The sequence below is a fragment of the Actinoallomurus purpureus genome, from assembly GCF_024055795.1.
GTDB lineage: Bacteria > Actinomycetota > Actinomycetes > Streptosporangiales > Streptosporangiaceae > Actinoallomurus > Actinoallomurus purpureus.
Map to the genome: position 1 here is coordinate 134,380 of NZ_JAMXMY010000016.1, position 26,005 is coordinate 160,384.

The window sequence follows — 26,005 nt, forward strand, 5'->3', positions numbered from 1 at the left end:
TTCCGGCCGGAGGCAGGGACTGCGGCCACCGCACGGGTTAGATTGAGACGCACCTGAGCGGGGGCTGGAGGTGCCTGTGGCCGAGCGAGCACGGCTGCCGGGGAGCGTCGACGCACACACGCCGACCGACGCACGGGTGTACGACTACGCGCTCGGCGGCAAGGACAACTACGCGGTGGACCGCGTCCTGGCCCACCGGATCCTGTCCGTGGCCCCCGAGGCGCGCCACCTGGCGGCGGAGAACAACCGCTTCGCCCGGCGCGCCGTCCGCCACCTGCGCGCCGCGGGCGTACGCCAGTTCCTCGACATCGGCTGCGGCCTGCCCAAGCGCGTCAACGTCCACGATCTGGCGGGTCCCGAGGCCCAGGTCGTCTACGTCGACTACGACCCGGTCGCCGTGACGCACTACGAGGCGACGCTGTCCGGCGGGTCGTCCGCCGCCGTCGTCCACGCCGACGCCAGGCATCCGGAGCGGATCCTCGGCGACCCGGTGGTCTCCGACGTGATCGACTTCGACCGGCCGGTCGCGCTGCTGTTCAGCTTCCTGCTCCACGTCATCGATGACGAGGAGCACCCGGCCCGGATCGTGCGGCGTTTCCGCGACGCGGTCGCCCCGGGTAGCCATCTCGTCATCTCGCACGCCACCTTCGAGGAGAAGGCCCCCGAGGCCGTCCAGGCGGTGGAGGACATCTTCGCGGAGCTGCGCGAGTCGCTCACGCTGCGCCGGCGAGAGGCGATCCTGGGCTTCTTCGACGGGTTCGAGCTCCTCGAGCCCGGTCTGGTCCCGGCCCCCGCTTGGCGGCCCGACCGCCCGTACCGTACGCCGTCGGGCTGGCTGCTCGCGGGAGTGGGCCGCAAGCCCTGACACCTGCCGACGACGGACAGGGCGGGGGCGCCGCGCGCCCCCGCCCTGTCCTCACCGCACCGTCAGCGAACCTTCTTCGGGTGGTACGCGTGGTACTGGCTGCCCGCGCTCAGCCCGTACTTGAGAACGCGGTGGTCGGTGCCGTAATGACCCCGCTGCTCGAAGGCCCAGTAGCCGACGATCTTCCCCTTCTTGTTCCTGACCCATTTCTCGAAGATCACGACGTGCCGGGTGTTGCTGGTGCCCGATGCGTCGATGACCAGGTCGCCCTTCAGCAGCTGGGACATCCTGATGGGCTTCGTGTATCTACTCGTCGCGAGCGCCTGGGTGTTGGGCCCCGGCTTGGACAGGCCGAGCGCCATCGACACGTACCCGGAGCAGTCTCGGCGGTAGCCGTTGTGGTACGGCTTGTTCTGGCTGTACGGGACCCGATTCGCCGTGTGCGGGTGCCACGTGTAGGCCCGCACGATCACCGTGCGTCGGCTGATGTAGGCAGTGGCCGAAACGTCCTGCGCGGCCGGGCGGGCGGCGGCGTGGAGGGCCGCCGGGGCGGCGGGGGCCGCGGTGGCGCCGGCGGGCAGGCCGAGCGCGGCGGCGGCGCCCAGCGCGACGGCGCCGAGCCCTATTCGGAGCGTACGAGACGCGGTCATGAAGCTCCTTACGTGAACACTGATGGAGTCTTCGGCCGTTCCGCGAGCGTCGCATGAGCCCCGCGGCGATCGGCCAGCGGCCACGTTAGGGAGAAAGGCCGCCGCTCCACCATGGGTATCGGCCATCAAGGGACAGAGCAGGAGCCCCCGAGGCTTTGAGCAGCTGAGACATCCACTTTTCGGGACATGCCCGAGACAGTGGGACACGGATCCCGGCTCCCGACGGACGAACCTCCTTCACACCTGCTTCGATCGTGGCCGCTACGGTCGGCGTCCGGATGACTCCGATAACGATGAACCGCACAGCGCCGCCCTGCGTCATAGGAGCGGTCGACTTTCGGTCCGAAAGCCGAGGGAGAACATTGGATCGACGACAGATGACGCGGACCCGCGTGAGCCGGACCCGCCAACTGCGCCCATTGCCCGAAAAGCTCCCCGAGACCACCCGGACTCTGCTGGAGGAACTGCGCGCCCTGAAGGACCGCTCCGGGTACGACCTTCGCGCTCTGGAGGGGAAGACCTACGCGAGCCGATCATCCTGGGGACGCTGGCTCAGCGGAGAGACCTGGATCCCCTGTGAGGCCGTCGAGACGATGGCCGAGCTCTGCGGCGGTGACAAGCAGCGCCTCCGGGGCCTGTGGCACCGCGCGGACGACAACCGGCGTACCCCACCGGCCACGCAGCCCGCCGACGGCGGCGTACCGCCCGCCGAGAAGGAGCCGGAGGGGGCGACGCCCGAGCACACCGCGCCGGAGGGCGCGACGCGCGATCGCACCGCGCCGGAGGGGACTGCGCGCACCGCGCTGGAGGGGGCTGCGCTCGATGACACCGCGTCGGTGCGCCCCGACGCGGCGGCGTCCCGACGGCCCGGCGTCCCACGGCGGCGGATGCTCCACATCGGCACCACCCTCGGCTGCTCGGTCGCCGCCGGCGCGATCGGCCTGGCCGCTGGGCTGTCGCACCGGCCCGAACCGGCCCAGCGACCGCACCCGGCCCCCACCTACGCGCAGTGGATCACCCGGCCCCAGATCCTCGGGCGCGCTCTGACATGGAACCCCCGCAGCGATCAGCGCGTCCCGTACGACCAGTCGAAGAACCACGGCGGCTTCCGCACGGACGGCTCCGGGTACGCCTCCATGGCGCTCGGCCTTCCCGCGCCGGGGCCCAACTCCACCGACCTCGCCTGGGGGGGCTACACCCGGCAGATCCCCCCGTCGAAGCTGCGCCCCGGTGATCTGATCATCAATGCCACCGGCCTGGCGAGCACCCGGCAGGTCGCGATCTTCGAGAAGTGGGCGAACACCGCGCACACGGCCTACTGGGTCTACCAGCAGCGCCGCGCGTACGGCACGGATCATCTGGTGCTCCGCTACGACATGTCGGAGAACAGCCCCTACCACGCCTACCGGCCGCTGAACATTCATGAACAGCCGGCGGTGCCCCCCTCCTGAAACCGGGCGGCGCGGAGGATCACGGCCGACCGCACTGAGACAATGACGTATGGGTTTGATCGCGACAGTAGGGCTCGTCCTGCACCCCGAACGCGACTGCAAGGGCGTCATGACCAGCATCACCGGATGGGCGCGCTCCCGGAACGCCCAGGTCCTCGGGCTGCCCGGGGAGATCGCCCGCATCGACGGTGATGTCACCGCCGTGGAGCCGGAGAGTCTGGCCGAGCGCGCCGACCTCATCGTCAGCCTGGGCGGGGACGGCACGATGCTGCGCGCCATGCGGCTCACCTGCCGGCGCGGGACCCCCGTCCTCGGCGTCAACCTCGGGCGGCTCGGTTTCCTCGCCGAGATCGACGTGCCGGAGCTGGACGCCGCGCTCAGCGCCATCGACGCCCACCGCTTCACCGTGGAGACGCGCAGTGGGCTCCGGGCGACCGCGGACGGCATGGACGCGATCGCCTTCAACGACGTCGCCCTGGAACGCGTGCCCGGCCGCGGCATACCCGTCGTCGAACTCTGCGTGGAGGGCAACCCCTTCGTCCGGTACGCCGCGGACGCCGTCGTCGTGGCGACGCCCACCGGCTCCACGGCCTACAACTTCTCCGCCGGCGGGCCGATCGTCTCCCCCAGCGCCGAAGGCCTGCTCGTCACGCCGGTCGCGCCGCACTCCGCCTTCAACCGCGCGCTGTTCCTGTCCTCGCAGGAGAAGCTCTCGCTGCGAATCCTGCCGTCCAGCGGTGCCGTCGCCGTCGAGGCCGACGGCCGGCTCATCGGCCATATGAACCCCGGCGACGTCCTCGACCTGGCGACGCTCCCCGCCGCGGCCAGCGTCGTACGACTCGGGGAGACGACCTTCTACCAGCGCGCGCAACGACGCCTCCGGCTCCTGGGCTCGGTCGAGGCCGACTGACGCCGAGGTCGTCGTCGCGGTGCCACCACGGCAACGACGATGAAGGCAGCGCCGCGGCCGTACGCGCGCTCGTCCGAGCCGCCGGTTCCCCACGCCGCCCGGCAGCGGGGCACCCTGCCCGATGCCGGGTGCCGACGCCCCGGACCGGCGGACTCGCGCCGACGACGGCGGCAGGACGGTGCTGCGGATATTCTCGCCCTGTGGCGACACAGACCGGTGGCGGTTCGATCGACAAGGCGCTCACGGTGCTGGAGGCACTGGCCGAGCACAGCCGGGTGACCGACATCGCGGCCGGCACCGGGCTCCCGAAGTCGACCGTGCACCGCATTCTCCAGTCCCTCGTCGGATGGGGGTTCGCCCGCACCGACGGCAACGGCGGCTACGTCCCCGGTCCGCGCATCCTCACCCTGGCGGGCAAGGTGATGAGCCGGTTCGACCCGGCGCAGCACGCCGACTCGGCCCTGCAGGCGCTGCGCGACCGTACGGGCTTCACCGTGCACTTCGCGGTCCGCAGCGGTGACGAGGCCGTCTACGTGCGCAAGCTCGAGGGCCTGCGGCCGTACCAGATGGGGTCGCGAGTGGGCATGAGCCTTCGGCTGCACTCCACCTCGATCGGCAAGGCGATCCTCGCCCAGCTGTCCGACCGGGAGGTCACCGCGATCACGTCGCGGACCGGGCTGGAGCCGCGCACCCAGCACACGATCACGGATGTCGACGCGCTGGTCGCCCACCTGGCCGAGGTCCGGCGTCGCGGCTACGCCGTCGACGACGAGGAGAACGAGCGGGGCATCCGCTGTGTGGGCGCACCCGTCTTCGACCACACCGGCGCGGTCATGGGCGGCATCTCCGTCTCCGGGCTCGCGTTCGAGGTCGACGCCGGCGATGCGGCCCTGATGGCCGAGGTGGTCGCCGCCGCCCGCGACGTCTCGCTGGCCATGGGCGCGCCGCCCGACCGTGTGCCCGCGCCCGCCCCGGCCTGACCACCCTCTCATCGGCCCTGCCTGGGCGCTCCGCCCGACCGGGTGCCCGCGCCCGCACCCGCCTGACCGCCCCCTCGACCGCGTGCCCGCCCCGGCCCGCCTGCCGCGTCCGCTCCCGGCACCGCCCGGCCCGCGTCGGCCTGAGCGGAGACGCCGCCGATGAGGGTCAGCCGGTCGAAAGAAGGCGCTCGATCTCGGCGGCCGTGGCGACCCGGCCGGTGCCGCCCTGACCGCCGAGACAGATCGACGCCGCCGCCGCGCCGGCGCGTACGGCGTCCACGATCGACGCGCCGCGCGCGAGTCGTGCGGTGAGCGCGCCGCCGAAGGCGTCTCCCGCTCCGGTCGCGTCGACGATCTCCGCGGCCGGAACGGCCGGCAGGTGTCGTCGCTCCGGGCCGCTCGCGAGGTACACGCCGTCGGCGCCGCAGGTCACCGCGACGGCGGCCGCGCCGAGGCCGAGGCAGGCCTCGGCCGCGCGTTCGGGGTCGGTGGTGTCCAGCAGCGCCGAGGTGTCGGCGGGGCAGGACGGCAGGACCAGGGCGGCCCGCGGCGCGACCTTCGCCAGGACCTCGCGGGCGTCGCCCGGCGTGGTGAGGCGGCTGCGGAAGTTCGGGTCGTAGACGACCTTGCCGCGGGCCGTCTCGGCCGCGTGGACCACGGCGGCGGCGCAGGACTCCGACAGCGCGGCGGTGATGCCGCTCAGCAGTACCGCCCCCGCCTCCGCGACGGGCGCGAGGTCGACGTCGGAGGGGCCGAGCCGGGAGGCCGCGCTGCCGGAACGCAGGTAGGCGAAGGCACGCGTGCCGAGCGGGTCCGCGCCGACGGCGTACGCCCCAGTGTGTCCCGGTCCGCGCCGCATCCAGCGGGTGTCGACGCCGTGCCGGGCCGCGAAGGCGACCAGCCGGTCGCCGAACTCGTCCTCGCCGGTGCGCGTGACGAGGGCGACGTGGGCCCCGGCCGCCGCGGCGGCGACCGCCGCGTTGAGCGCGTCGCCCGAGAAGGACAGCCGGAAGGTGTCCGCGTGGGTCAGGGGGCCGGCCGCCGAGAACTCGACCATCGGCTCACCGATGACGACGACGTCGGGGACGTCGCCGCGGCTCACTTCGTGACCTCGATCAGGTCGCGTACCGCCTTGGCCGGGTCGGGCGACTTCACCAGGTCCGAGCCGACGCCCACGGCGTACGCGCCCGCCTCGAGGTAGGCGGGGACGTCGGACAGCGCGATCCCGCCCGTGGGCACGACGCGCGCGCCCGGCAGTACGGCCAGCACCGAGCGCAGGTAGGCCGGGCCGCCCACGTGCGCGGGGAAGAGCTTGGCGATGCCGCGCGCGGCGGCCGCGGCGACCTCGCCGGGGGTGAGCCCGCCTTCGAGGAAGGTCGTCCCGGTCTCGTCGGCGACGGCACGGACGGCCTCGGCCGGATAGGGACTGACGAGGAAGTCGGCGCCCGCGTCGAGGGCGCGGCTGGCGTCCTCGGCCGTGGTGACGGTGCCGGCGCCGAGGACCGCCGCCGGGTGGGCGCGGCGCAGGCCGGCCAGGGCGTCGGCCCAGCCGGGGGTGGTCGCGGTCAGCTCGATGACGTTCAGGCCGGCGTCGAGCAGCGTCTCGGCCGCCTTGACGGCGCCCGCGGCGTCCGGCGTCCTGAGCACCGGCAGCACCCGTGCCGCCCCGATCGCCCGTTCGATCTCCACCCGATCCATCCGACCGCCCCTCGTTCTGCCCAACGGGACAACGTTCCATAATGGATGATAAATGAGAAGCGGATCGAGCGCGTCGTGGCTATGGTTCTGCCAGCCGGATGATCTACCGCCCCCGGGACCGCCCATGACCGAGATCCTGCTCGCCGGCATCGTCGGCTCCACCGCGTACGGCCTGGCCACCCCCCACTCCGACGTCGACCGGCTCGGCCTCTTCGCCGCCCCGACCAACGCCCTGCTCGGGCTGCGCGTCCCGCGCGAGTCGATCGTGTCCACCGACCCGGATCGGACGCTGCACGAGGCCCGCAAGTGGTGCAACCTGGCCCTGGGCGGCAACCCGACCGTGATGGAGCTGGTCTGGCTGCCCGACGACCTGTACGAGACGCGGACTCCGTTCGGTGACGAGCTGATCGGCATCCGGTCCGCCTTCCCGTCCGCCAAGCGGGTCCGGGACGCCTACCTCGGCTACGCCACCCAGCAGTTCCGCAAGCTGGAGAACCGCGGCGACGGTTCGTTCTCCGCCGACACCCGCCGGCGCACCGCCAAGCACGCCCGGCACCTGGCGCGGCTCCTCCACCAAGGCCGTGAGCTGTACGCCACCGGAGGCCTGCGCATCCGCCTCGACGACCCAGGCTGGTACCACCGCTTCGGCGATCGCGTCGCGGCGGGCGACGTAGAGTCCGCCCGCCGGCTGCTCGCCGAGACCGAGGCCGACTTCGACCGCCTCCGCACCCCGCTCCCGGACCGCCCCGACGAGGACACCGTCGAGGCGTGGCTGCAGGGCGTGCGCGCGGCGTACTACACGCCCGCCGCCGAGTAGGGCTTCAGAGCCGTGTCCGGCGGCCCGGGCGGAGGCGTTCGAGGCGCCACCAGGCGATGATGACGAACGCCAGCCCGAGGCCGGCCAGCACGCCCATGTCGGTGGCCCAGGTCGTCGCGTCGGGATGCCAGAGCCGGTCGCGGATCGGCTTGTGCGGCAGGTGCGCGAGGTCGACGGTCGAGGCGGCGGCCCCCAGGCCCCAGCGCGACGGCGTCACCCAGGCGACCTGCTCCAGGCCCGCCTTGCCCTGCAACGGCATGAGCGCGCCGCAGAGGATCACCTGGGCGAGGGACAGCAGCACCAACAGCGGCATCGTCTTCTCCGACGTGCTGACCGCCGCCGACACCAGCAGCCCCATCGCCATGGACACGATCGCCAGCGCGGCCATTGCCAGCATGAGCTCGACGTACGGCGAGGTGAACGCGCCGTGCTTCGGCATCGGCCGGAACGCGAGGCCGATAAGGACGAGGAGCACCGCCTGGACCCCGGTGATCAGGCCCAGGATGAAGATCTTCGACAGCAGGTAGATCCCGGCGGACAGCCCGGCCGCCCGCTCCCTCCGGTAGATCGGGCGTTCCTTGACGAGTTCGCGCACGGAGTTGGCGGCCCCGACGAAACAGACGCCGATCACGAGGGTGAGCAGCACCGACGCCGCGTCGTCGTTCTCCCCGAGGCCGGTCAGGCCGTGCGGCGCCGGCATCGCCCGGATCAGCAGCCCGACGACCACCGGCAGCACCGCGAGCACGGCGAGGTAGCTGCGGTCGGAGCCGATCACCGCGAGGTACCGGCGGCAGAGCGTGCCGAGCTGGGCGAACCGGCCCTGCCGCCGGGGCGGCGGGGCCGCCGTCGCCCGCTCCGCGCGGGGTGTCTCGGCGTCGCCGTCCAGCCCCGACAGGACGTAGCGCGGGTACAGCGGCGCCATCCGGAACTCGGCGGCCCAGTCGCGGTCGGGCTCCCGGTCGAACGCCTGGAACACCTCCGCCCAGCTCGCCTTGCCGAAGAAACGCAGCCCCTCGGCGGGCGGTCCGTAGAAGGCGACCCGGCCGCCGGGGACGAGCACGAGCAGGCGGTCGCACGTATCGAGGTTGGCGACACTGTGCGTGACGACGACGATCGTGCGTCCGTCGTGGGCGAGGTCGCGCATCATCTCCATGACGGACTTGTCCAGCCCCGGATCGAGACCGGACGTCGGTTCGTCCAGGAACAGCAGCGACGGCTTCGTGAGCAGTTCCAGCGCGACGCTGACCCGTTTGCGCTGCCCGCCGGACAGGGCGTCGATCCGGGTCTGGGCGTGCGGGGTCAGTCCGAGCTCCTCGATCACCTCGTCGACCCGCCGGTCGCGTTCGGCCGCGACCGTGTCCCCGGGGAACCGCAGCTCCGCCGCGTACCGCAGCGCCCGGCGGGTGGCCAGCTGCGTGTGCAGGATGTCCTCCTGCGGCACCAGGCCGATCCGGTGCCGCAGCTCCGCGTAGTGGCGGTAGAGGTCCCGATTGTCGTACCGGACGCCGCCCTCGGTCGCCGGACGCGTGCCGGTCACCGCGCCCAGCAGGGTGGACTTGCCGGCACCGCTCGGGCCGATCACTCCGACCAGGCAGCGCTCCGGGATGGGGAAGCTGACGTGGTCGAGCAGGACCTTGCCCTTCGCGGTCCGTACGGTGAGGTCCTGCGCGACGAGGGAGACGTCGCCCGTGTCCATGAACTCGCGCAGTTCGTCGCCGACGAGCCGGAAAGTGGCGCGCCCGATCGCGACGACGTCACTTTCGGTGAGCGGCGCCGAGGTGATCCTTTTCCCGTTGACGAAGGTGCCGTTATGGCCGCCGAGATCAACGATCTCATGGCGCCCGTCGGCCCTTTTCCGGAGTTCGGCGTGATACCGGGAAACGATCAGATCGGAGAGCACGACATCGTTGTCCGGAGCGCGCCCGATCCGCAGCGGGCGGGACGGGACATGAATGACGGAGCTCGGCTCGCGGTCCACGCCGATGCGCGAGTCGAGGACCGGCGGGACCGAGCAGGCCACCTGCGGGCCGCTGTCGGCATTGCCCAGCCGGAAGACGATCTCGCCCTCGATGCCGGCCCGCCGGATGCGCCGGTGGCCCGCGAACGTGCCGTTCGTGCTGCCGGAATCCTCCAGGAGCCAGCCGTTGTCGTCGGTGCGCAGCACGGCGTGCCGCCAGGACACGCGGGCATCCGCGATCGGGACGTCGGCCGCCGGGTCACGGCCGACGGAGTACGACCCCCCGGGCTGCAGCCTGCGGACTGCCTCCTTGGTCCGCACGACGAGAGCCGGCGGGGCCATCGACGAGACAGAGCCCTCGGCCGTCATGTCCCGCAGTGTAGAGCGGATGCCACGAAACGCCCATCTTTCCGTCACGACTTTGCCGTGAAACCATTGACGGCGCCCGTTCGGTGAAATTTGCTGAGCGTCATGGCGACTCGTACCAGCGTCGAATGAGCGCGCACGAGAGCGAATGGACCCGCCCGGATCGTCTTCCGCCGAGGCGGCGCCGGCGGCGCCCATTGATCGTCGCATTGGTGATCGTTCTTGTGGTGCTCGGCCTTCTCTTCGCCCTGGACCGGTTCGCGGCCGCGTACGCCGAGAGCCGCATCGCCGGCGAGATCCAGAAGGAGGGGTTCGGCACCCGGCCCGACGTGACGATCCACGGCTTCCCATTCGTGACCCAGGTCCTGAGCCGTCATTTCCCGCACGCCCACATGACCGCGCGCAACGTTGGAGAGGGGCCGATCACGATCAGCCGCATCGACGGCGACGTGCGCGATGTCCGGATCGACTCGTCGTTCCGCAAGGGGACCCTCGGCAGCGTGGACGGCACCGCGACCATCGGGTTCGGCGAGCTGGCCAAGGTGTCCGACCAGCCCGGACTGAAGTTCTCGGCGGCCGGCCCCGACAAGGTGAAGGGCGACGTCGACTTCGGCATCGCATCCGGCACGGTGATCTGGCAGGTGACCAAGATCGGTCAGAACCAGATCCGCGTCCATCCGCTGTCGGCCGAGGGATTCGACCTCTCCGACCTGGACGAGGACCTCGACTTCACCGTGCCGGTCGGCGGGTTGCCGCTCGGCCTGACCTTCCAGAGCCTGTCGGTGTCGTCGAAGGGCCTGGCGCTGCGGGTGACGGGCTCGCACATCGCGTTCAGCGGCTGACCGGAATCGGCCTGGAGGGGGTCGGGCTTCGGCACCCGCACCGCACCGTCCGCTACCGGACCGTCCCGCGGGCGCGGGCGGCGCGGGCGTACTGGTCGTCGAAACGACGGGGGAACGGCAGCATCCGGTGCCGCTCCGGCCATCGGGCGAGCTGGCGGACGGCGTTGCAGCCCGCCGCGGTGATGATCCGGTCCGCCCCGGCGAACAGCGGCCACGCCGGATAGACGTCGCGGTGCGCGATCCCCGGCGGGAGGACCTCCGGACGGCTCGGCGACACGAGGGTGAGTCTCGGCCGCTCCCTTTCGAGCTCCGCGGTGTCCAGCGCGTACGCGATGAGCTCCGACAGTTCGGCGGACGGGCCGGAGTGAACGATCAGCCAGCCGCCGGGACCGGCGGGTTCCGGCTCCGGCGGGTCGACCAGCGTCAGCGGCGCGACGACGGACGACACCGCCTCGAGGTACGCGCGGTGCGCGTCGCCGACCGGCTCCACCAGCCAGGTCTCGGTGAAACCGAGAGGGTCGCCCTGCAGCAGTGGCCGGTAGGCGTCCCAGCGCAGCAGGCGGGCGAGGTGGACGACGCGGACACCGGCCGGGACGGTCGCGGCGCTCAGCTCGCCGGACAGCCCGGCGGGAAAGGCGTCGACGACCAGTTCGCGCGGCCGCAAGGCGGCCAGGGTCTCGCCCACCCACCGCGCGAGACCGCCCCGGTCCAGCCCTGCGGGCGCGGACAGCACCCGATGGCCGCGGACCACCCGCGGGTCACCGGCGAACGGGGAACCGGTCAGGACGGTCACCGGCTCGTCCGTCACCTCGCGGGTGTGGAGGTAGGCCCGGAGGCGGGTGAGGTGCCCGAGTCCGCCACCCTGCGCGTAACAGACGATCAACGCCGGGCCACCAGCGCGGCGACCAGAACGGCGCGCAGGTCCGGCGGCACCTCACGGCACAGCAGGACGGCGAGGCCGTCGCTCGGCACGGTTCCGGACCGGGCGACCGTCACGCCGCCCCGGGTCTCGACCCTGGCGCCCTGTTCCAGCGGCCGGACGGCGCCGACCTCCGTCTTTCCCCGCTTCACCTTGATCCGGCCGTCCGCCTCGCGCCGGAACTCATAGCGCGTGTCCGCCTCACCGCGCCGGATCCGCACCCGCCCGGCCGACAGCCTGGCCCGCCACAGCGTGCGTCCGGCGGTGTTCTTCAACTTGACGCCGTCGGGCGAGGACGTGATCAGGGCGATCACCCGGCGGCCCTCGGTGTACCGTCCGCCCGTGCCGGTGATGACGACCGGTGCTCCGCCGAGCCTGCTGGTGATCCTCGTCGTCGCGCCGACGACGGCGACGACGAGCAGCGGGCCGCCCGACGCCGTGGTGACCCGCAGGTAGATCGGTGTGCCGGACACCGCGGTCGGCGACGGCGCGGCGGTGGTACGGGAGGCCCCCCGGCCGCCCGAGCACCCGGCCGGCAGCAGCATCGCCGCCGCCAGCGCCAGGCGTGTCACCGAACGGTTCACGTCGGCGGTGTTCCGGTCTCTGTCAGCACGGCGAGGTACCCGGCCGTCTCGGCCTCCGGGGTGAAGTCCCGATGGACGCGTTCGCGCGCCGCCGCCCCCAGCTTGGCCAGGCGCTCATCCGTCGCCCGGGCCGCGCGGTCGACGGCCGCACGGCAGCCGTGGACGTCGCCCGCCCGGAACGTGAAGCCGATCTCCTCGTCGGCCAGGTCGGCCAGGCCCCCGGCGTCGGAGGCCAGCAGCGGCACGCCGAGCGCCGCCGCCTCCAGAGCGACGTTCGGAAGCCCGTCGTAGAAGGACGGGAGCGCGACGAGGTCACAGCGCGCGTACACGCCGGGCAGCTCGTACCGGTCCAGGAACGGCATCCCCGTGTGCGGCACGGCGGCCAGGCGGTCACCCACCCCGTCCTCGACCTCGCCCACGAGGAGCAGGTGGAACGCCGACGCGTGCCCGGAGGCCAGTAGCGCGTCGAGCAGGAACCCGACGCCCTTCTTGTTCTTCAACTGCCCGACGAGGCCGAGCACGCGCCGCCCGGGCTCCACGTGGGCGGCCCGCCAGTCGCGCGCGCGGGCACGCTCGGAGGGCAGGACCTCCCAGTTCGCCGTGTCGACGCTGTTCGCGACCCAGGTCACGGCGGCCTCCGGGACGAGGGCCGACACCAGCGGGCCGTGCGACCGGGCGACCACGCATACGCGGGCCGAGGCGCGCAGCGCCGTCAGCAACGCCTCGCGGCGGCGCAGGGAGAAGACGCCGGTGTCGAAGTCGTTGCCGCGCAGCAGCGTGACCAGCGGCGCACCGAGCCAGGCCGCCAGCACGGGCGCGCCGAGCAGGGCGTACGTGCCGCCGAACGCGACGACATGGGTGTAGTCCTCGCCGCACAGCTCGGTCCACAGCCGGCGCAGCGCGTGCTCGGGGTTGTCCTCCAGCGGAACGACGAGCAGCCGGCCGCCGGGCTCGCGGTCCACCCGCCAGGGCCCCGCACGGCGGGTCAGGTGCGCCACGTCGATCTCCACGCCCGCCGCGCGCAGCCCCCGTACGACGCGGTCGCACGACTCCGCCATTCCGCCGCGGCTCGGCGGATAGTGCTCGGTGATCCACAGAACACGCATCAACTGTCGACCCAGTCGTTCCCGTCGTCGCCGCCGACGTCGAATCCGCCGTCGTCGCCCGTGTCGCCGCCGATGTCGAAGCCGTCGCCCGCGTCGAACTGGTCCCGGTCGTAGGAGTCGAACCGGGAGTACCACAGCGGGTCGCTGTACTGCCCGGAGCTGTCCTCGTAGTACCGGCGGCGGTACCCGCGCGCCCATCCGGGATGAAACGGGTCCGCGTAGGCCTGCGCGGTGGCGCACTCGGGGCACAGCCCCTGGGGATCGACGTGCTCGGCGCAGACGGCCCGGCCGCAGCGGCACACGGTCACCGACGGCCGGCCGCACCGGCCGAGCAGAAAGAAGCCGGTCGTCACGGCGCAGGGGTTCACGCCGTTCTCCTCACCGTCGCCGCCGGCGGCGTCCACCGGAACGGTTCGGTCGCCACCGCCAGGATCCACTGGACCTGGTCCACCTCGGCGGGCGCGGGGCCGAGCTTCATCGTCGCGCCGACCACCGTCCGCTTGGCGGACTTGACGCGCACCGTGATCCACGGCGGCGGCGGGGTGTCCGGCCGGCGCACGTCCTGGCCGGGCTGGAGTGTGCGCCGGGCGGTGATCCTCTGGACCGTCTTGGTCTTGGTCTTCGTCTTGTGCTTCCCGCGTGGGTTGACCTTGTGGACCCGCCGGTAGCGGACGCGGTCGGTGACGGTCAGGTCGAGGACGCTGCCGTCGCGCAGCTCCGCCCGCACCGCGAGCCAGGGGTCGATCGCGAACCACTCGGTGATGCTGCGGACGGGCCGCCGGACCGGCAGCTTCCGGCTCGGCCCGGCCTTGCCCGGTACCCGGGGGCCGCGCAGGTCGGCGGTGACACCGATGGCGCCGTCCGGGGCGACGTCCTCGCACAGCACTCGGAGGAGCGGCACCAGCACGGTCACCGTCCGGTCCGGCAGGCGCCACTTCCGCCGCTTCACGGTGTCGGCGTGCCGGGCGAGGCTGCCCACCAGCGCGTTCCACTCGGCCGGAGGAAGCGTGGCGGACGCGGTGCGCTGCCAGACGAGCCCTTGGTGGACCGGGTGGAACCGCTCGATCGCCGCCCGCGTCTTCCGCCAGAACATGGCCGGACCCTATCAACCGGACATGAGCCGCCATAGGGCTTTAAGCAGCCACGAAGGGGGGTGTGCGCCAGAGGCTCCCGAGCTCAGACGACGCCTCCGGATGGCTCTCAGGCGTAAATGTCGGACGGCGTGACGAGCGTGAGCCTCGGATCATCGGCCGCGAACGAGCGCAGCCGGTCGCTGAACCCGTTCCTCGAGAAGATGAAACGCCGAGCGTTCCCCCCTTTGTCGCCGATGTAGGGGGCGAGGCGGTCCAAGAGGTTGAGTTCGTCGAAATCGACGTGTGCGGACGTCCACTTGCACATGCCGATGACCAGGGGCGTGCCGTGAGCGTCGACGCCGACCACGTCGACCTCCCGCTCCTCGGTTCGTGGCCCGTCTCCGGTGGGAACCTGGCCCCACCAGCGGCCGACCGCGCTCACCCCGGAAACCGTACGGAGGACATGTTCCCGGCAGATGTCCTCCCAGGCCTGGGACGCGTGGTGGTCGAGCTGAGGAAGGACGGAATCATGAAGTAAGGCGGCGGCGAGGGCACTGGTGCGGAGCTGTGAGCGCGCGGGCTCGACGAACCGATAGTGGAATCGCAGGAACTGGTCGCTGATCCGATATGCGATCTTCTTAGCCCTGGGTGACATGGTGATCGGTCGCAGGCGCTCCACCAGCCCCAGCCTCTCGAGCGTGGCCAGCACCTTCGTCACGTGCGCGGGCTCCAGCCCGACACGCTGGCTGATCTGGCTGTTTCGGTTCTGGCCATGCGCGATCGACCGCAGGACCGCGATGTGGTTGGCCGGTGCGGCGATCGACTGACGGAGCATCAGCTCGGCCTCGTCGTGCAGGAGACCCGTGCGCTCGAAGACCTCGGTGAGCAGATGCTCGACGAGGGGACGGCCGTCGGTGAACCGTTCGAGGTAATAGGGGATCCCACCACAGATCGAATACGCCCGTACGCGATCCTCTGGACCATACGCGGGATGGAACAGCGCAGCCTCTCGGGCCAGGAAGGGCATCACCTTCAACTGTCCGGTACGCCGGCCGTACAACCGCCCGGCGAGTACCTCGTCTTCGAAGAACGACAACTCGCTCCCCGCCAGGACCAGAACGAGCGGCAGTTCACGGCCGGTCGTACGCCACCACCTGCTCAGGACCGTCTCAAGCTCGGGAGACTGTTCTGCCAGCAGCTGGAATTCGTCGAAGACCACCAGCGTTCGCTCGTCTCCCACGAACCTTGCGATCGCGGCGAATGCCGCCTCCCAGTTGGTCAGTGGCTGGGCCCCGAGAAGCTCGTCGCCAGAGACCCGTGTGAGCTCCGCGGTGAGGTCCTGCAGCTGCTCCCGAACAACGGTGTCGGTGGCCTCGAAGTAGAGCGATCGCACCGTGGACGCGAGGTGGGCGAGCAGCTCCGTCTTTCCGACTCGGCGGCGTCCGTAGACGACGAGCAGCTCGGCTCGGTCACCGGCCAGCCGCCGTCGCAGCAAGTCCAGCTCGTCCGTGCGGTTAAGAAACTCCACAGGATAATCCTACGCAGGATTATCCTGTGACGGCAATTGACTCCGTTGACTCTACCGGTTGGCTCGTCGACCGGTGATGACGTCGTACACGTCGCTCAGGCGGGACCTGGACGCGGGCCAGGTGAAGTCGGTCAGGATCCGCTGCCGGCCGCGGTCGCCCATGGCACGGGCGGCGTCGGGGTACTCCAGCAGGACGCGGAGCACGCGGGCCAGCTCGGCGGGGCGGTCCGGGGCGACCAGCCGGCCGTGCTCGCCGTCGGTCATCAGCTCACGCACCACCGGCAGGTCCGAGGCGACCACGGGGACTCCGGCGGCCATCGACTCCAGGATCTTCAACGGGGCGCATCCCTGGTCGAGGTTGCGCGCGCAGGCGGTCAGCGGCGCCACGGAGATCGCGGCACCCGCCAGCCAGCCCGCCACCTCCGGGTGCGGCAGCGTGAACCGCCAGACCAGGCGGTCCTCGACGCCGAGCCGCTGGGCGAGCCGACGCAGCGGGCGGGCGCGGCGTTCCGGCACCGACGAGCAGATGACCAGCGACAGATCGGTCAGGTCCGCCAGCCGGGCGAACGCCCGCAGCAGCACGTCGACGCCCTGCCACGGCTGCAGCGCCCCGACGTAGACGAGGTAGCGGTCCGGCGCGCCGTCCGGACGCGGCGCGGCATCGGGCACGTCGGCGCCGTTCGCCACCAGGTGGATCTTCGCCTCCGGCACCCCCCGTCGGGACAGCGCCCCCGCGATGACCCGTGACGGCACCACCACCGCGTCGGCACCCGCCAGACAGAGCAGCTCCAGATCCGCGATCTTCGCCAGGGTGGCGGGGGTCACCGACGGACGGGTGTGCGCCAGCTCGATGGAGGGCAGGCCGTTGACCTCGTACACCACGCGGTAGCCCCGGCCGGGAAGGGTCACCACGGGCAGCGCGCTCCACGGATCGCGGACGTGGCAGATCCGCAGGGTCTCGCGGTGCGGCTCCAGGTGCGCGGCGACCCAGCGCGAGAACGCCTCCGCGCGGTCGAGGAGGTTCGGGATCGGCTCGCCGAAGCGGGCGATCTCGATGCCCCCGACCTCCCGCTGGTAGCGCGGCAGACTTCCGCCGCCGAGCACGCCGAGCAGGCCGCCGTCGAAACGGGCGAACAACTCGGCCGCCATGTGCCCGATGTGCACGGCCGATCCCTTACTGGAGGGGAAGCGGTCGAAGGCGAAGTAGGCGGCGCGGATCGCCGAGGGGTCACCGCTCATGCCGCGTGCTCCGTACGGTCGCGGTGCCGGCGGACCTGGTCGGCCAGGCCCTCGGCCAGCCCGATCCGGGCGGACCAGCCGAGCAGGCGCTCGGCCTTCGCCGTGTCCGCCCACGTACGTGTCGCGTCACCGGCCGCCGGGGGGTGCTCCCGCACTCGCGGCCGTACGCCCAGCAGCCCGGCCAGCAGGGTGATCGCGTCCCGGACGGTCGCGGGCTCGGGATGGCCGACGTTGAGCACGGTTCCCGGCGGCAGGTCGGCGGTGGCCGCGGCCATCGTCGCGGCCGTCACGTCGGCGACGTGCGTGAAGGCGCGCGACTGGCCGCCGTCCCCGAACACCGGCAGCGGCCGGTCGTTCCGCGCCGCCTCGATGAACCGGTGGAAGGCCATGTCGGGCCGCTGGCGCGGGCCGTACACCGAGAAGTAGCGAAGGGTGACCGCCGCCAGCCCCTCCTCCACGGCCCGCGCGGTGAGGTGTTCGACGGCGACCTTGCTCCTCGCGTACGGGCTGGCGGGACGCGGTGGGTCGTCCTCGCGGTGCGGGCGGGCGCCGGCGGAGCCGTACACCGAGGAACTCGACGCCACGACCACACGCGGCCGGCGGCCGGGCGGCGCGGCCTGGCAGGCGGCGAGCAGCCGCCGCGTCGCGGTGACGTTGTCGCGCTCGGCCGCCACGGCACCGGGGCCCCAGGAGCTGCGCACTCCCGGCCGGCCGGCCAGGTGGACGACCGCGTCGGCCTCGGCGAGCTTGGTCAGGTCGTCCGTCGCCAGGTCGCTCTCGACGAGGGTGATGCCCGGCCGGTCGGCGAGCGCCGCCCAGTTGTCCCGCGCCGCGTCGGGCGCGGCGGACCGGTCGAGCGCGTCGACGGCGACCACCTCGTGGCCCGCCCCGGACATCGCCTCCGCGACATGGCCGCCGATGAACCCGGCCGCCCCCGTCACCACCACCCGCACGTGCGCACCTTAGTGCACCGTGGTCGCCTGAGAGGCGGTCCATTCGGCGATGCGGCGGATCAGCGCCGGGGTCGCGGCGCTCTCGGCGTGCCCGTAGCCGCGCTCGATCCACAGCTCGCGGGGATCACGGGCCGCGGCGTACAGCTGCTCGGCGTGGTCGACCGGCAGGAACGGGTCCCGGTCGCCGTGGACGACGAGGAGTGGCGTCGGCGCGATGCGTCCCACGACCTCGTGCGGCGCTTCGGGCACCTTCTTCCAGGTGCCACCGGCGATCCGCGTCCGCTTGACGACGCGGGCGGCGAGGCGGCCCGGCCGGCGCTCGATCGCCCAGTGCACGCGGCGCATCGGCTTGGTGTCGCGGTAGTACCACCGGGCCGGCGCGCTCACCGCGGCGACGGCGTCGACCCCGCGGTGCAGGGCCGCGTGCCGGACGACGACGGCGCCGCCCATCGAGAAGCCGACGAGCCCGACATGCTCGTACCCGAGATGGCGGGCGTGCCGCACGGCGGCGTCGACGTCGAGGATCTCGCGGTCACCGACCGTGGACCGGCCGCCGGACCGCCCGTGGCCGCGAAAGTCGATCGCGATGACGCCGCCGAACCTGTTCAGCACGGCGGCGATCCGCCGCGTGGTCGGCTGCCGCCACGCACCGGTGAATCCGTGCGCGAGGACGAGGCACAGGCCTTCCGGGCCGGGCAGGTGACCGGCGTCGATCCGGACGCCGTCCATCGCATGCAGAGTCAGGGGCTGAACGCTCACGCCCTTCATCGTGCCCGCTCCGGGCAGGCACCTGATGGCCGCCCTCGGCCGACGGGCGGAAGGACCGGTCGACGCGCGGCAGCGAGCGAGCCGGTCGCCGCGCCGGCGGCCCATGGAGCGGGCTCGGCGCGTGATCCGAAAACGGGCTCAGCGTTTGATGTAGTCGACGAGCTGTTCGCGTTCGGTCTCGAGCTCGGCGATCGCGCTCTTGACCACGTCACCGATGCTGACGATCCCCACGAGGCGCCCGTCACGGACGACCGGGAGGTGACGGATGCGGTGCTCCGTCATCGTGGCCCGCAGCCCGTCCACGGCGTCACCGGGCTCACACGTGCGCACGGCCGTCGTCATGATGGCCGACACCGGCGCGTCCAGCAGCTCGGCGCCCTGCTCATTGAGCCGCCGGACGATGTCACGCTCCGAGACGATGCCCTCGATGGTGGAATGGTCCGTGGAGACGACGACGGCACCGATGTTGTGCTCCGCCAGCAGCGCGAGCAGCCGCCGTACGCTCGCGTCCGGCGCGATCGTTGCGACATCGCCGCCCTTGGCGCGGAGGATCTCCGTAATTCGCATCTATCGACCTCCCGACTGGTCGTGACCGGGCATCACTACGCTAAGCATCCTCCCTCTTCGGGGAAACGTCACGGCCTTCGGGACATCGAACCGGCGGGTTCGGGAGCCGCCGGTGAGCCGGCCGGCGCGGGACGGCCGCTCCGGCGGCCCGCGGCCAGATGGGCGTAGACGATCGTGTTGTCGACGTAGCTGTGCCCGTTGAAGTCGCCACCGCACGTGATGAGACGGAGTCCGGCGAACCGCAGGTCGCCGTAGACGCGTTGCGTCGGGAAGTGCTTCTTGGAGACCCGCTCCACCGAGTCCACGGTGAACGCCGCCACCGTCTCGTCCGCGCGGGTCACCTCCACGGTGTCGCCTGGACGCAGGCGGGCGAGCCGGAAGAACGCGGCCGGGCCCTTTCTGCTGTCGACGTGGCCGACGAGCACGGCGGGTCCGCGCTCCCCCGGTGAGGGGCCCTTGTCGAACCAGCCGGCCAGTTGAGCGCGCGACAGCGGCGGCACCGCGACCGACCCGTCGCGTTCGAGTCCGACCCGGAGCAGGCGCGAGTGGATCCCGACCCGCGGGACGTCCACGCGGAGCGGCACCGAGGCATGGAGAACCGGCTGCGTCCCCTCCGCCGACGGGCTGATCGCGGCGCCTGACCGGGCGGCGTGCGGATCCGGCCGCGGCGGTCCCAGGTTCTCGCACGCGTCGAACCACAGGACCGCCGTACCCGCCGCGATCAACCCGGCGGCCGCCCCGCCCCGGAGACGGCCGCCACGTGATCGTGCTGATGGGCTAGGAGCGGGCACCGGCCCGGATCCGCCGGCGAGCAAGAAGCCCGGTGCCGCCCAGGATCAGCGAGAGTCCGGCGACGCCCAGCGGCACGCTCGATCCCTGGCTGCCACCGAACCCGGCCCGCACGGCCCCCGAGGGGACCACCCCGACCTGGCGGCGCATGCGCATATGCCGCTCCGGGGCCGCCGCCCCCTTCTTCTCGGCCTCCTCGTGCCCGGAGCAGCAGCCGGATTCGTGCTCGTCAGCGCTGACGCGGTCACCGTCTCCACAGTGCTCACCCTCACAGCCCGAGTCCCCGAAGGCGAAGGGACCGAAGCCGTGGTGGCGGCGGTGGCGGAAGCCGCCGCAGTGGCCACCGTCGCAGTGGTGCTGGCGGAGATCGCCGTCACGATCGCCGTCACCGTCGTGATCGCCATCACGATCGCCGTCACCGTCACCGTCCCTGCGGACCAGGGCCACGCCGTGCGCGCCCTCAGGGATCAGTGCCTGGTGGGCCGCCGTGTGGACGGCGACGTGCTGCGTCCGGTGATGCAGCCCCGCGTGAGCACCGGTCTGGGACGTCGCCCCCAGAGCGGGTGAAGCCAGCCCGATCGTCAGTGCGGCCGCTGAAGCGGTTGTCAGGGTCAGGGTTTCGACCCTCATGAGTACCCCCTTGATGTCAGCGGCAGCCCGGACTGCTCCCTGGCTGCCGGCATCGCCACCGCCCCCCTCATTCCCCTATCGCCGACACCGCGATCTAAGTCTCTATGCTCTTGATCAAATGATTACGGTAGGACACGGACGCTTAGTCACATCGGCCGTGCGGCCATTTCCAGCGAGCAGGGAATTAGCCGACCTTGACCCCATTAAGCGACTTTCTGCGCACAACCGACACGGCCGGATCCCCCGGCGCCACCGCGTGGCCAGCGCGGTCCTGGACGCACACCGCGGCGTACGGCCCGGCGTCGGGCACATCGGGATAATCCACGCCGCTCCACCACCATTTCCGGCCTGTTCCGATTCTCGGCGGACCCGAAATAAGCGCTCAACGACCGGAAAGAACCATACGCGGGTCGGACGACCGGCCGCAGGATTGAGACGGAGGGATAATCGCGCGATTAACTCTCGGCGGAAGATGCCGCGGCAACGGGCGCGGACTTCCCCGCCCTTCGGTCGTCCCGGGGGCACTGCCCCGGATGGGACCTCCGGGCCCGGCCGGAGTCGGACGGCCGTCCACCGGGCCGGCGCCCCTGTCGTGACGGGCGGCGACGCGGCCAATGCTCGCGCTGCCGGTCCCGGTGCTCGACACGGAGCTGGTCGATCAGCCGGTCGAGGTGGACGATCAGGGCACCGCGGAGCGCCCACTCGCCGGAGTCGCGGGTGGGAAGCTTCAGGAGGATCTCCGTGACGCCGTCACGGTGCCCCTCGGCCGATCCCAGGGCGCTCCGGAGCTCGTCCTCCGCATGGTCCGGATCGCCGGCCACCTCGCGGCGCACCATGTGGCCGTAGGCCCGCATCGCGTCCGCGAGGTCGCAGAGCACCGCCGCGACCTGCTCATGAGCGCGCCGCCCGTACACCGGATCGTCCGTCCCGATGCCGTCCACGATCGCGCCGGCCAGCCCCCGCAGGAACACCTGGAAGTGCTCCAGCGACTCCAGCCCGCTGCGCAGCACGACACCGGCGTGCACGAGACCGCCCGCGCGGGGATTCAGCCTGATGCTCTCCTCGGCCTCCTCGAGCGCCCGCCGCACCCGGCCGAGCTCGCGGCCGAGCTCCCGCGCCCGGCGGAGCCAGTCGAGCGCCTGGTCGCGGGAGGGGTCACTCCGGAGTCCCATCGCCATCCGGTCGAGGAGCGCGGCCATCCGCCGGCTCAGGTCCTCGACCGCCTGTTCCGCCGGCTGAACGTGCAGTGGAGACAGGATCAGACCTGCGACGAGCCCGGTCCCCGCGCCGATGAGGGTCTCGACGACCCGGTCGGCGGCGTTGAAGTTGCTCGGCAGGGAGAGGATCAGCATCGCGCTGATCGCCACCTCCAGGATCTGATCACCCAGGCGCAGCGCGATTCCGAGCAGGAGCGCCGACGCGATCGCCAGGCCGAGACTCCACCAGGTGAAGCCGACGACCTTGGCGAGCAGGACGGCGATCAGTACTCCTCCGACGACGCTGCCGATGCGCTGGACGGCCTTGTGCACCGTCCGGTACAGGGTGACCTGCAGGACGAGGAGGGCCGTCAGCGGGGCCAGGGTGGGCCGGGAGCTGGTCATGGGGAACACGCAGGCGACGAGGTAGGCGGCGACGGCGGTCGCCGTGAGCCGGGCGACCAGCGCCGCCTGCGGCTGCGCCTGACGGCGGACGAGGTTGAAGGGTTCCATGACCCGTGCGGGGACGACAGTGGAAATGCTCATGTGAAGTATCGACTCAAGGGGTAGAGGTCGAACGGAAGACGGGCGACCAGGGGGGTACCGGGCCGCCGGCGGGCCACCGGGGATACCGGACCATCGAGGGATCACGGCGCCGACCAGTGGTCACCAGGGTCATCGGGCCGCCGAAGGATGACTGGCGGGGACCGGACCTCCTATAGTCATCGTCTCCGGACGGGTGGTTATTCCCCCAGTCCCGTCCGATTCATCGCAGGGCGGTCAGACCCGCGCGGGCGGCGGCGATCGCGTTGGCCAGGCAGCGCTGCTCGCTCGCGGTCCGGTCCCTGTCCGCCGGCTGCTCCTCGGTGTACTGCACCCGCAGGACGACGTTGCGGTAGCGCACGGTGGCCTCCCCCACCGCGACCCTCACGTCCCGGTCGATCCAGTACCGCTCGAAGGCCGCGTCGCCGAGACCGCCGACGCGGCGCAGCGCGCCCGTATCGGCCGTCAGGTCCTTCTCCGCCTGCCGCCACTGCGCCTCGAACGACCAGATCGTCATGCCGGTCGCCTGGTCGTGCATGTACTTGGGCAGGAAGGCTCGCGCGTCGACCTGCACGGCGCGGAAGCGGTTCCCCTCCGTCACGGAGTACTTGCAGACGCCCGCCGTCTCCGCACCCATCTTGTCGATCTTCGGGGTGGTCGTCGGCACCAGCCGCCGTACCGTCTCGGCGGGCAGGATCACGCACGCCTGCGGCAGGCTCGCGAACACGGGTGGCCGCGCGGCCGTCGGCGGCGCGTCCGCCGCCCTGGATCCGGTCGGAGCGGGCCGGGGCCGTGACGGCGAGGCTCCCGGCCGGGCTCCCCAGCGGCCGAACGCGAAGACCGCGGCGGCCGCCAGGCCCACCGCCACCGCGACGAACGCGGCGACGAGGACACCGGTCCTACGCGGCCGGCGGGTGTCGGCCCTCGGCGCCTCCGGGGGTGAGTACACCCGATGGAAGGGCTCCGGTAGCCGCGGCAGTCCCAATCCTTCTCCCCACTCGTGTTGCCCGGACGGCCCGGGCTGACGGCTCGATGCGAAGGTAACCGGCGATTCCCTCCCGAAACCAGATTCCTGCGCACCTGGCACACGGGTCATGGTCGCGTTCGCCTCCTCCGGCCGCCGGTGCCCGGCCACCGGTGCCTCCGGGGGACGGGCTCTCCCGATTGTCGGTCCCCGGCGTCAGAATGGAATGTGCTGTTGAGCGAGATCACCGAGACCTCACGGGCCGTGGCCGCGACGTCCGGGCGGCGGGCCAAGATCGAGCTGCTCGCCGCCTGCCTCCGTGACACCGGGCCGGCGGAGACGGCGATGGCGGTGGCATATCTCTCCGGTGAGCTGCCACAACGCCAGATCGGCGTCGGCTGGGCCGCGCTTCGCGACCTGCCGCCCGCGGCCGCGGCGGCGACCCTCACCGTCGCCGAGGTCGACGCCGCGTTCACCGCGATCGGCGCCGTCTCGGGTAAGGGTTCCGTCACCGCCCGGCGACACCTGGTGGGTGAATTGTTCTCCCGGGCGACGGCCGCCGAGCAGAGCTTCCTCCTCCGCCTGCTGTCCGGCGAGCTGCGCCAGGGCGCTCTCGACGGCGTGATGGCCGACACCATCGCCGCCGCGGCCGACGTGCCGGCGACCGAGGTGCGCCGCGCCGTGATGTTCCGCGGCTCGCTCGGCGCGGTCGCCGCCGTCGCGCTGTCGGCGGGCCGCACGGGCCTGCGCGCCTTCGGGCTGGAGGTCGGGCGCCCGGTCAGGCCGATGCTCGCCGCGAGCGCGCCGTCCGTCGAAGCGGCGCTGGAGAAGGTGAGCCCCGCGGCCGTCGAGTGGAAGCTCGACGGCATCCGGGTCCAGGCCCACGTCTCCGAGGGCGAGGTCCGCCTCTTCACCCGCACCCTCGACGACATCACCGCCCGGCTGCCCGAGACCGTCACCGCGCTCGGCGCCCTGCCCGTACGGACGGCCGTCTTCGACGGCGAGCTGATCGCGCTGCGCGACGACGGCCGCCCCCACCCGTTCCAGATCACCTCCGCCCGCGCCGCCAGCCACGGCGTGCGGCCGGGCACTGAGCAGGCCGTGCCGCTGTCGGTGTTCCTGTTCGACGTCCTCCACCTCGACGGCGAGGACCTGATCGACCTGCCGGGCGCGCGGCGCGACGACGCGCTCGCCCGCGTCGTCCCCGACGCGCTGCGCATGCCACGGGTGGTCACGTCCTCCGTCGACGAGGCCGGCGCGTTCTTCCGCGACGCCCTCGCCCACGGTCACGAAGGCGTACTGGTCAAGTCGCTCGACACGCCCTACACCGCGGGCCGGCGCGGCGCCGGGTGGATCAAGGTGAAGCCCCGTCACACGCTCGACCTGGTCGTCCTGGCCGTCGAATGGGGCCATGGCCGCCGCCGGGGGAAGCTGTCCAACCTGCACCTCGGCGCCCGCGACCCCGAGACCGGCGACTTCGTGATGCTGGGCAAGACGTTCAAGGGCCTGACCGACGAGATGCTCGCCTGGCAGACGAAACACCTGCTCGACCTGGAGACGCACCGCGACGAGTTCACGGTCTACGTGCGCCCCGAGCTCGTCGTCGAGATCGCCTTCGACGGAGTGCAGCGCAGCCCGCGGTACCCCGGCGGGATGGCGCTGCGGTTCGCCCGGGTGCTCCGCTACCGCCCCGACAAGTCCGCCGCCGAGGCAGACACGGTCGACGGCGTGCGCGCCGTCGCCGCCTTCACTTAGGTCTGCCGCTGCGGTCGAGGCGGCGGCGAGGTCCCACACCGCGCTCGTGGGCGATCAGGTCGTGGCGGCCCGCGATGAACTCCTGCACCCAGATCTTGGCGCGGATCATCGGGCGGCGGATGCGCTGTTCACGGCGCAGCGCCCGCCGGAACTTCCGCGTGCCCGACCGGTACCTCCAGCGCGCCCACGGCGAGCCCGGACGGGCCAGCCGGAACGCGCTCACGATGAGCACCACCGGCAGGAACAGGCCGAGCAGCCCCGTCCAGATCTTGCCCTTGAACAACGTGATGATGGCCAGCGCCAGGTTGATGAGGATGTTGGCGAGGACGACGGCGAAGACGCCGATGGGTACGGTCGCGTCCGGTCGCAGGTCGCGGACGTCGCTGAACCCGATCGGGCGGACGCCGACGAGGATCAGGCCCGTCACCGCGATCGCGATGAACACCGCGTCGACGGAGGCGCGCCCCTCCTCCATCCAGTAGACGTCGCGCAGGTGCAAAATCAGCGCGAACTCGTCCAGGACGAGCGCGGCCCCCACCCCGAACACCGAGGCCGCACCGGCGTACCAGGTCGTGTAGGTGTCCGGGATGGACAACGCGGCGACGCCGCCGATCAGCATCAGCACGACGCCGAACACCACGTGGTGGATGTGCAGGTCACCGACCTCGACGTTCTTGAACCACCAGCGGACCTTGGCGCGGATCAGCCGCACGTTGATGCGCACGACGACGAACGTGACGATGAACGCCACGAAGAAGCAGAACAGTGGCAGCCGCCCGGTCTGGACGATCCGCTCGGTGAAGAACCCCTCCACTTTTGCCCCCGACGTCGTACGTCCTCATCATGACCTATTCC

27 protein-coding genes are annotated in these 26,005 nt (G+C 72.1%); 8 read left to right on the plus strand and 19 right to left on the minus strand.

The genetic code is table 11. The annotated features are described in order from the left end of the window. The first annotated feature begins 76 nt into the window (after window positions 1-76). Window positions 77-865, plus strand: a complete 789-nt coding sequence (locus NE236_RS27315) for an SAM-dependent methyltransferase (protein ID WP_252845017.1) — start codon at window positions 77-79, stop codon at window positions 863-865. 62 nt (window positions 866-927) lie between these two features. On the opposite strand, the gene NE236_RS27320 is transcribed toward NE236_RS27315, so the two are convergent. Further along, window positions 928-1,515 carry a C40 family peptidase gene (locus NE236_RS27320; RefSeq protein WP_252845018.1) on the minus strand — a complete coding sequence of 196 codons (588 nt, stop codon included), beginning with the start codon at window positions 1,513-1,515 and terminating at the stop codon, window positions 928-930. A gap of 377 nt (window positions 1,516-1,892) precedes the next feature. Here NE236_RS27320 and NE236_RS27325 point away from each other — a divergent pair, with 377 nt between their 5' ends. From NE236_RS27325 to NE236_RS27335, 3 genes are all read left to right on the plus strand, one after another. After that, window positions 1,893-2,966, plus strand: a complete 1,074-nt coding sequence (locus tag NE236_RS27325; RefSeq protein ID WP_252845019.1) for a helix-turn-helix domain-containing protein — start codon at window positions 1,893-1,895, stop codon at window positions 2,964-2,966. Window positions 2,967-3,015: 49 nt separating this feature from the next. Beyond that, window positions 3,016-3,876: an NAD(+)/NADH kinase gene (locus tag NE236_RS27330; protein ID WP_252845020.1), complete on the plus strand. Its 861-nt coding sequence runs from the start codon at window positions 3,016-3,018 to the stop codon at window positions 3,874-3,876. Window positions 3,877-4,076: 200 nt separating this feature from the next. Beyond that, window positions 4,077-4,856 carry an IclR family transcriptional regulator gene (locus tag NE236_RS27335; RefSeq protein WP_252845021.1) on the plus strand — a complete coding sequence of 260 codons (780 nt, stop codon included), beginning with the start codon at window positions 4,077-4,079 and terminating at the stop codon, window positions 4,854-4,856. A gap of 166 nt (window positions 4,857-5,022) precedes the next feature. Here NE236_RS27335 and NE236_RS27340 read toward each other — a convergent pair whose 3' ends face one another. Further along, on the minus strand, window positions 5,023-5,958 hold the full coding sequence (locus tag NE236_RS27340; RefSeq protein ID WP_252845022.1) for a sugar kinase: 936 nt from the start codon (window positions 5,956-5,958) through the stop codon (window positions 5,023-5,025). After that, window positions 5,955-6,554: a bifunctional 4-hydroxy-2-oxoglutarate aldolase/2-dehydro-3-deoxy-phosphogluconate aldolase gene (locus NE236_RS27345; RefSeq protein ID WP_252845023.1), complete on the minus strand. Its 600-nt coding sequence runs from the start codon at window positions 6,552-6,554 to the stop codon at window positions 5,955-5,957. The genes NE236_RS27340 and NE236_RS27345 overlap by 4 nt, the downstream gene beginning before the upstream one ends. A gap of 124 nt (window positions 6,555-6,678) precedes the next feature. On the opposite strand from NE236_RS27345, the gene NE236_RS27350 reads away from it, so the two are divergent. After that, the gene (locus NE236_RS27350; protein ID WP_252845024.1) at window positions 6,679-7,371 is read left to right on the plus strand and encodes a nucleotidyltransferase domain-containing protein; all 693 of its coding nucleotides are present in this window, start codon (window positions 6,679-6,681) and stop codon (window positions 7,369-7,371) included. 4 nt (window positions 7,372-7,375) lie between these two features. On the opposite strand, the gene NE236_RS27355 is transcribed toward NE236_RS27350, so the two are convergent. Then, window positions 7,376-9,697 (minus strand): FHA domain-containing protein, encoded by a 2,322-nt coding sequence (locus tag NE236_RS27355; RefSeq protein ID WP_252845025.1) that lies wholly within the window; start codon window positions 9,695-9,697, stop codon window positions 7,376-7,378. A 209-nt stretch (window positions 9,698-9,906) separates the two neighbouring features. On the opposite strand from NE236_RS27355, the gene NE236_RS27360 reads away from it, so the two are divergent. Further along, the gene (locus NE236_RS27360; RefSeq protein ID WP_252845026.1) at window positions 9,907-10,536 is read left to right on the plus strand and encodes an LmeA family phospholipid-binding protein; all 630 of its coding nucleotides are present in this window, start codon (window positions 9,907-9,909) and stop codon (window positions 10,534-10,536) included. A gap of 52 nt (window positions 10,537-10,588) precedes the next feature. Here NE236_RS27360 and NE236_RS27365 read toward each other — a convergent pair whose 3' ends face one another. The 12 genes from NE236_RS27365 to NE236_RS27420 all read right to left on the minus strand — a co-directional run bounded on the left by NE236_RS27365 (window position 10,589) and on the right by NE236_RS27420 (window position 20,218). Then, window positions 10,589-11,419: a hypothetical protein gene (locus NE236_RS27365; RefSeq protein WP_252845027.1), complete on the minus strand. Its 831-nt coding sequence runs from the start codon at window positions 11,417-11,419 to the stop codon at window positions 10,589-10,591. Then, window positions 11,416-12,039, minus strand: a complete 624-nt coding sequence (locus NE236_RS27370) for a hypothetical protein (protein ID WP_252845028.1) — start codon at window positions 12,037-12,039, stop codon at window positions 11,416-11,418. Before NE236_RS27370 ends, NE236_RS27365 begins: the two co-directional genes overlap by 4 nt. Further along, on the minus strand, window positions 12,036-13,145 hold the full coding sequence (locus NE236_RS27375; protein ID WP_252845029.1) for a glycosyltransferase family 4 protein: 1,110 nt from the start codon (window positions 13,143-13,145) through the stop codon (window positions 12,036-12,038). The genes NE236_RS27370 and NE236_RS27375 overlap by 4 nt, the downstream gene beginning before the upstream one ends. After that, a complete protein-coding gene (locus tag NE236_RS27380; protein WP_252845030.1) occupies window positions 13,145-13,513 on the minus strand; it encodes a hypothetical protein in 369 nt (122 codons plus the stop codon). The genes NE236_RS27375 and NE236_RS27380 overlap by 1 nt, the downstream gene beginning before the upstream one ends. Then, complete coding sequence (locus NE236_RS27385; protein ID WP_252845031.1) at window positions 13,510-14,238, minus strand: hypothetical protein; 729 nt, start codon at window positions 14,236-14,238, stop codon at window positions 13,510-13,512. The genes NE236_RS27380 and NE236_RS27385 overlap by 4 nt, the downstream gene beginning before the upstream one ends. A gap of 107 nt (window positions 14,239-14,345) precedes the next feature. Beyond that, window positions 14,346-15,746: an ATP-binding protein gene (locus tag NE236_RS44690; RefSeq protein WP_252845032.1), complete on the minus strand. Its 1,401-nt coding sequence runs from the start codon at window positions 15,744-15,746 to the stop codon at window positions 14,346-14,348. A gap of 51 nt (window positions 15,747-15,797) precedes the next feature. After that, window positions 15,798-16,985, minus strand: a complete 1,188-nt coding sequence (locus NE236_RS27395) for a glycosyltransferase family 4 protein (RefSeq protein WP_252845033.1) — start codon at window positions 16,983-16,985, stop codon at window positions 15,798-15,800. Next, window positions 16,982-17,938: an NAD-dependent epimerase/dehydratase family protein gene (locus NE236_RS27400; RefSeq protein ID WP_252845034.1), complete on the minus strand. Its 957-nt coding sequence runs from the start codon at window positions 17,936-17,938 to the stop codon at window positions 16,982-16,984. The genes NE236_RS27395 and NE236_RS27400 overlap by 4 nt, the downstream gene beginning before the upstream one ends. 9 nt (window positions 17,939-17,947) lie before the next feature. After that, a complete protein-coding gene (locus tag NE236_RS27405) occupies window positions 17,948-18,667 on the minus strand; it encodes an alpha/beta hydrolase (RefSeq protein WP_289850965.1) in 720 nt (239 codons plus the stop codon). A 177-nt stretch (window positions 18,668-18,844) separates the two neighbouring features. Beyond that, window positions 18,845-19,273 carry a CBS domain-containing protein gene (locus NE236_RS27410; protein ID WP_252845036.1) on the minus strand — a complete coding sequence of 143 codons (429 nt, stop codon included), beginning with the start codon at window positions 19,271-19,273 and terminating at the stop codon, window positions 18,845-18,847. A 68-nt stretch (window positions 19,274-19,341) separates the two neighbouring features. Continuing rightward, window positions 19,342-20,064 carry a class F sortase gene (locus NE236_RS27415; RefSeq protein ID WP_252845037.1) on the minus strand — a complete coding sequence of 241 codons (723 nt, stop codon included), beginning with the start codon at window positions 20,062-20,064 and terminating at the stop codon, window positions 19,342-19,344. Further along, window positions 20,051-20,218, minus strand: a complete 168-nt coding sequence (locus NE236_RS27420; protein ID WP_252845038.1) for an LPXTG cell wall anchor domain-containing protein — start codon at window positions 20,216-20,218, stop codon at window positions 20,051-20,053. Before NE236_RS27420 ends, NE236_RS27415 begins: the two co-directional genes overlap by 14 nt. Here NE236_RS27420 and NE236_RS27425 point away from each other — a divergent pair, their 5' ends adjacent. After that, a complete protein-coding gene (locus NE236_RS27425) occupies window positions 20,219-20,629 on the plus strand; it encodes a hypothetical protein (protein ID WP_252845039.1) in 411 nt (136 codons plus the stop codon). A gap of 518 nt (window positions 20,630-21,147) precedes the next feature. On the opposite strand, the gene NE236_RS27430 is transcribed toward NE236_RS27425, so the two are convergent. Together NE236_RS27430 and NE236_RS27435 are read right to left on the minus strand one after the other, a co-directional pair. After that, complete coding sequence (locus NE236_RS27430) at window positions 21,148-22,434, minus strand: FUSC family protein (RefSeq protein ID WP_252845040.1); 1,287 nt, start codon at window positions 22,432-22,434, stop codon at window positions 21,148-21,150. 220 nt (window positions 22,435-22,654) lie between these two features. Then, the gene (locus NE236_RS27435; protein ID WP_252845041.1) at window positions 22,655-23,416 is read right to left on the minus strand and encodes a hypothetical protein; all 762 of its coding nucleotides are present in this window, start codon (window positions 23,414-23,416) and stop codon (window positions 22,655-22,657) included. Window positions 23,417-23,623: 207 nt separating this feature from the next. Here NE236_RS27435 and NE236_RS27440 point away from each other — a divergent pair, with 207 nt between their 5' ends. Continuing rightward, entirely contained in the window at window positions 23,624-25,150 is a 1,527-nt protein-coding gene (locus NE236_RS27440; protein WP_252845042.1) for an ATP-dependent DNA ligase, read from the plus strand. Here the strand turns inward: NE236_RS27440 and NE236_RS27445 are convergent. Beyond that, complete coding sequence (locus NE236_RS27445; RefSeq protein ID WP_252845043.1) at window positions 25,143-25,964, minus strand: hypothetical protein; 822 nt, start codon at window positions 25,962-25,964, stop codon at window positions 25,143-25,145. The two genes, NE236_RS27440 and NE236_RS27445, sit on opposite strands and share 8 nt — an antisense overlap. Between the last annotated feature and the right edge of the window lie 41 nt (window positions 25,965-26,005).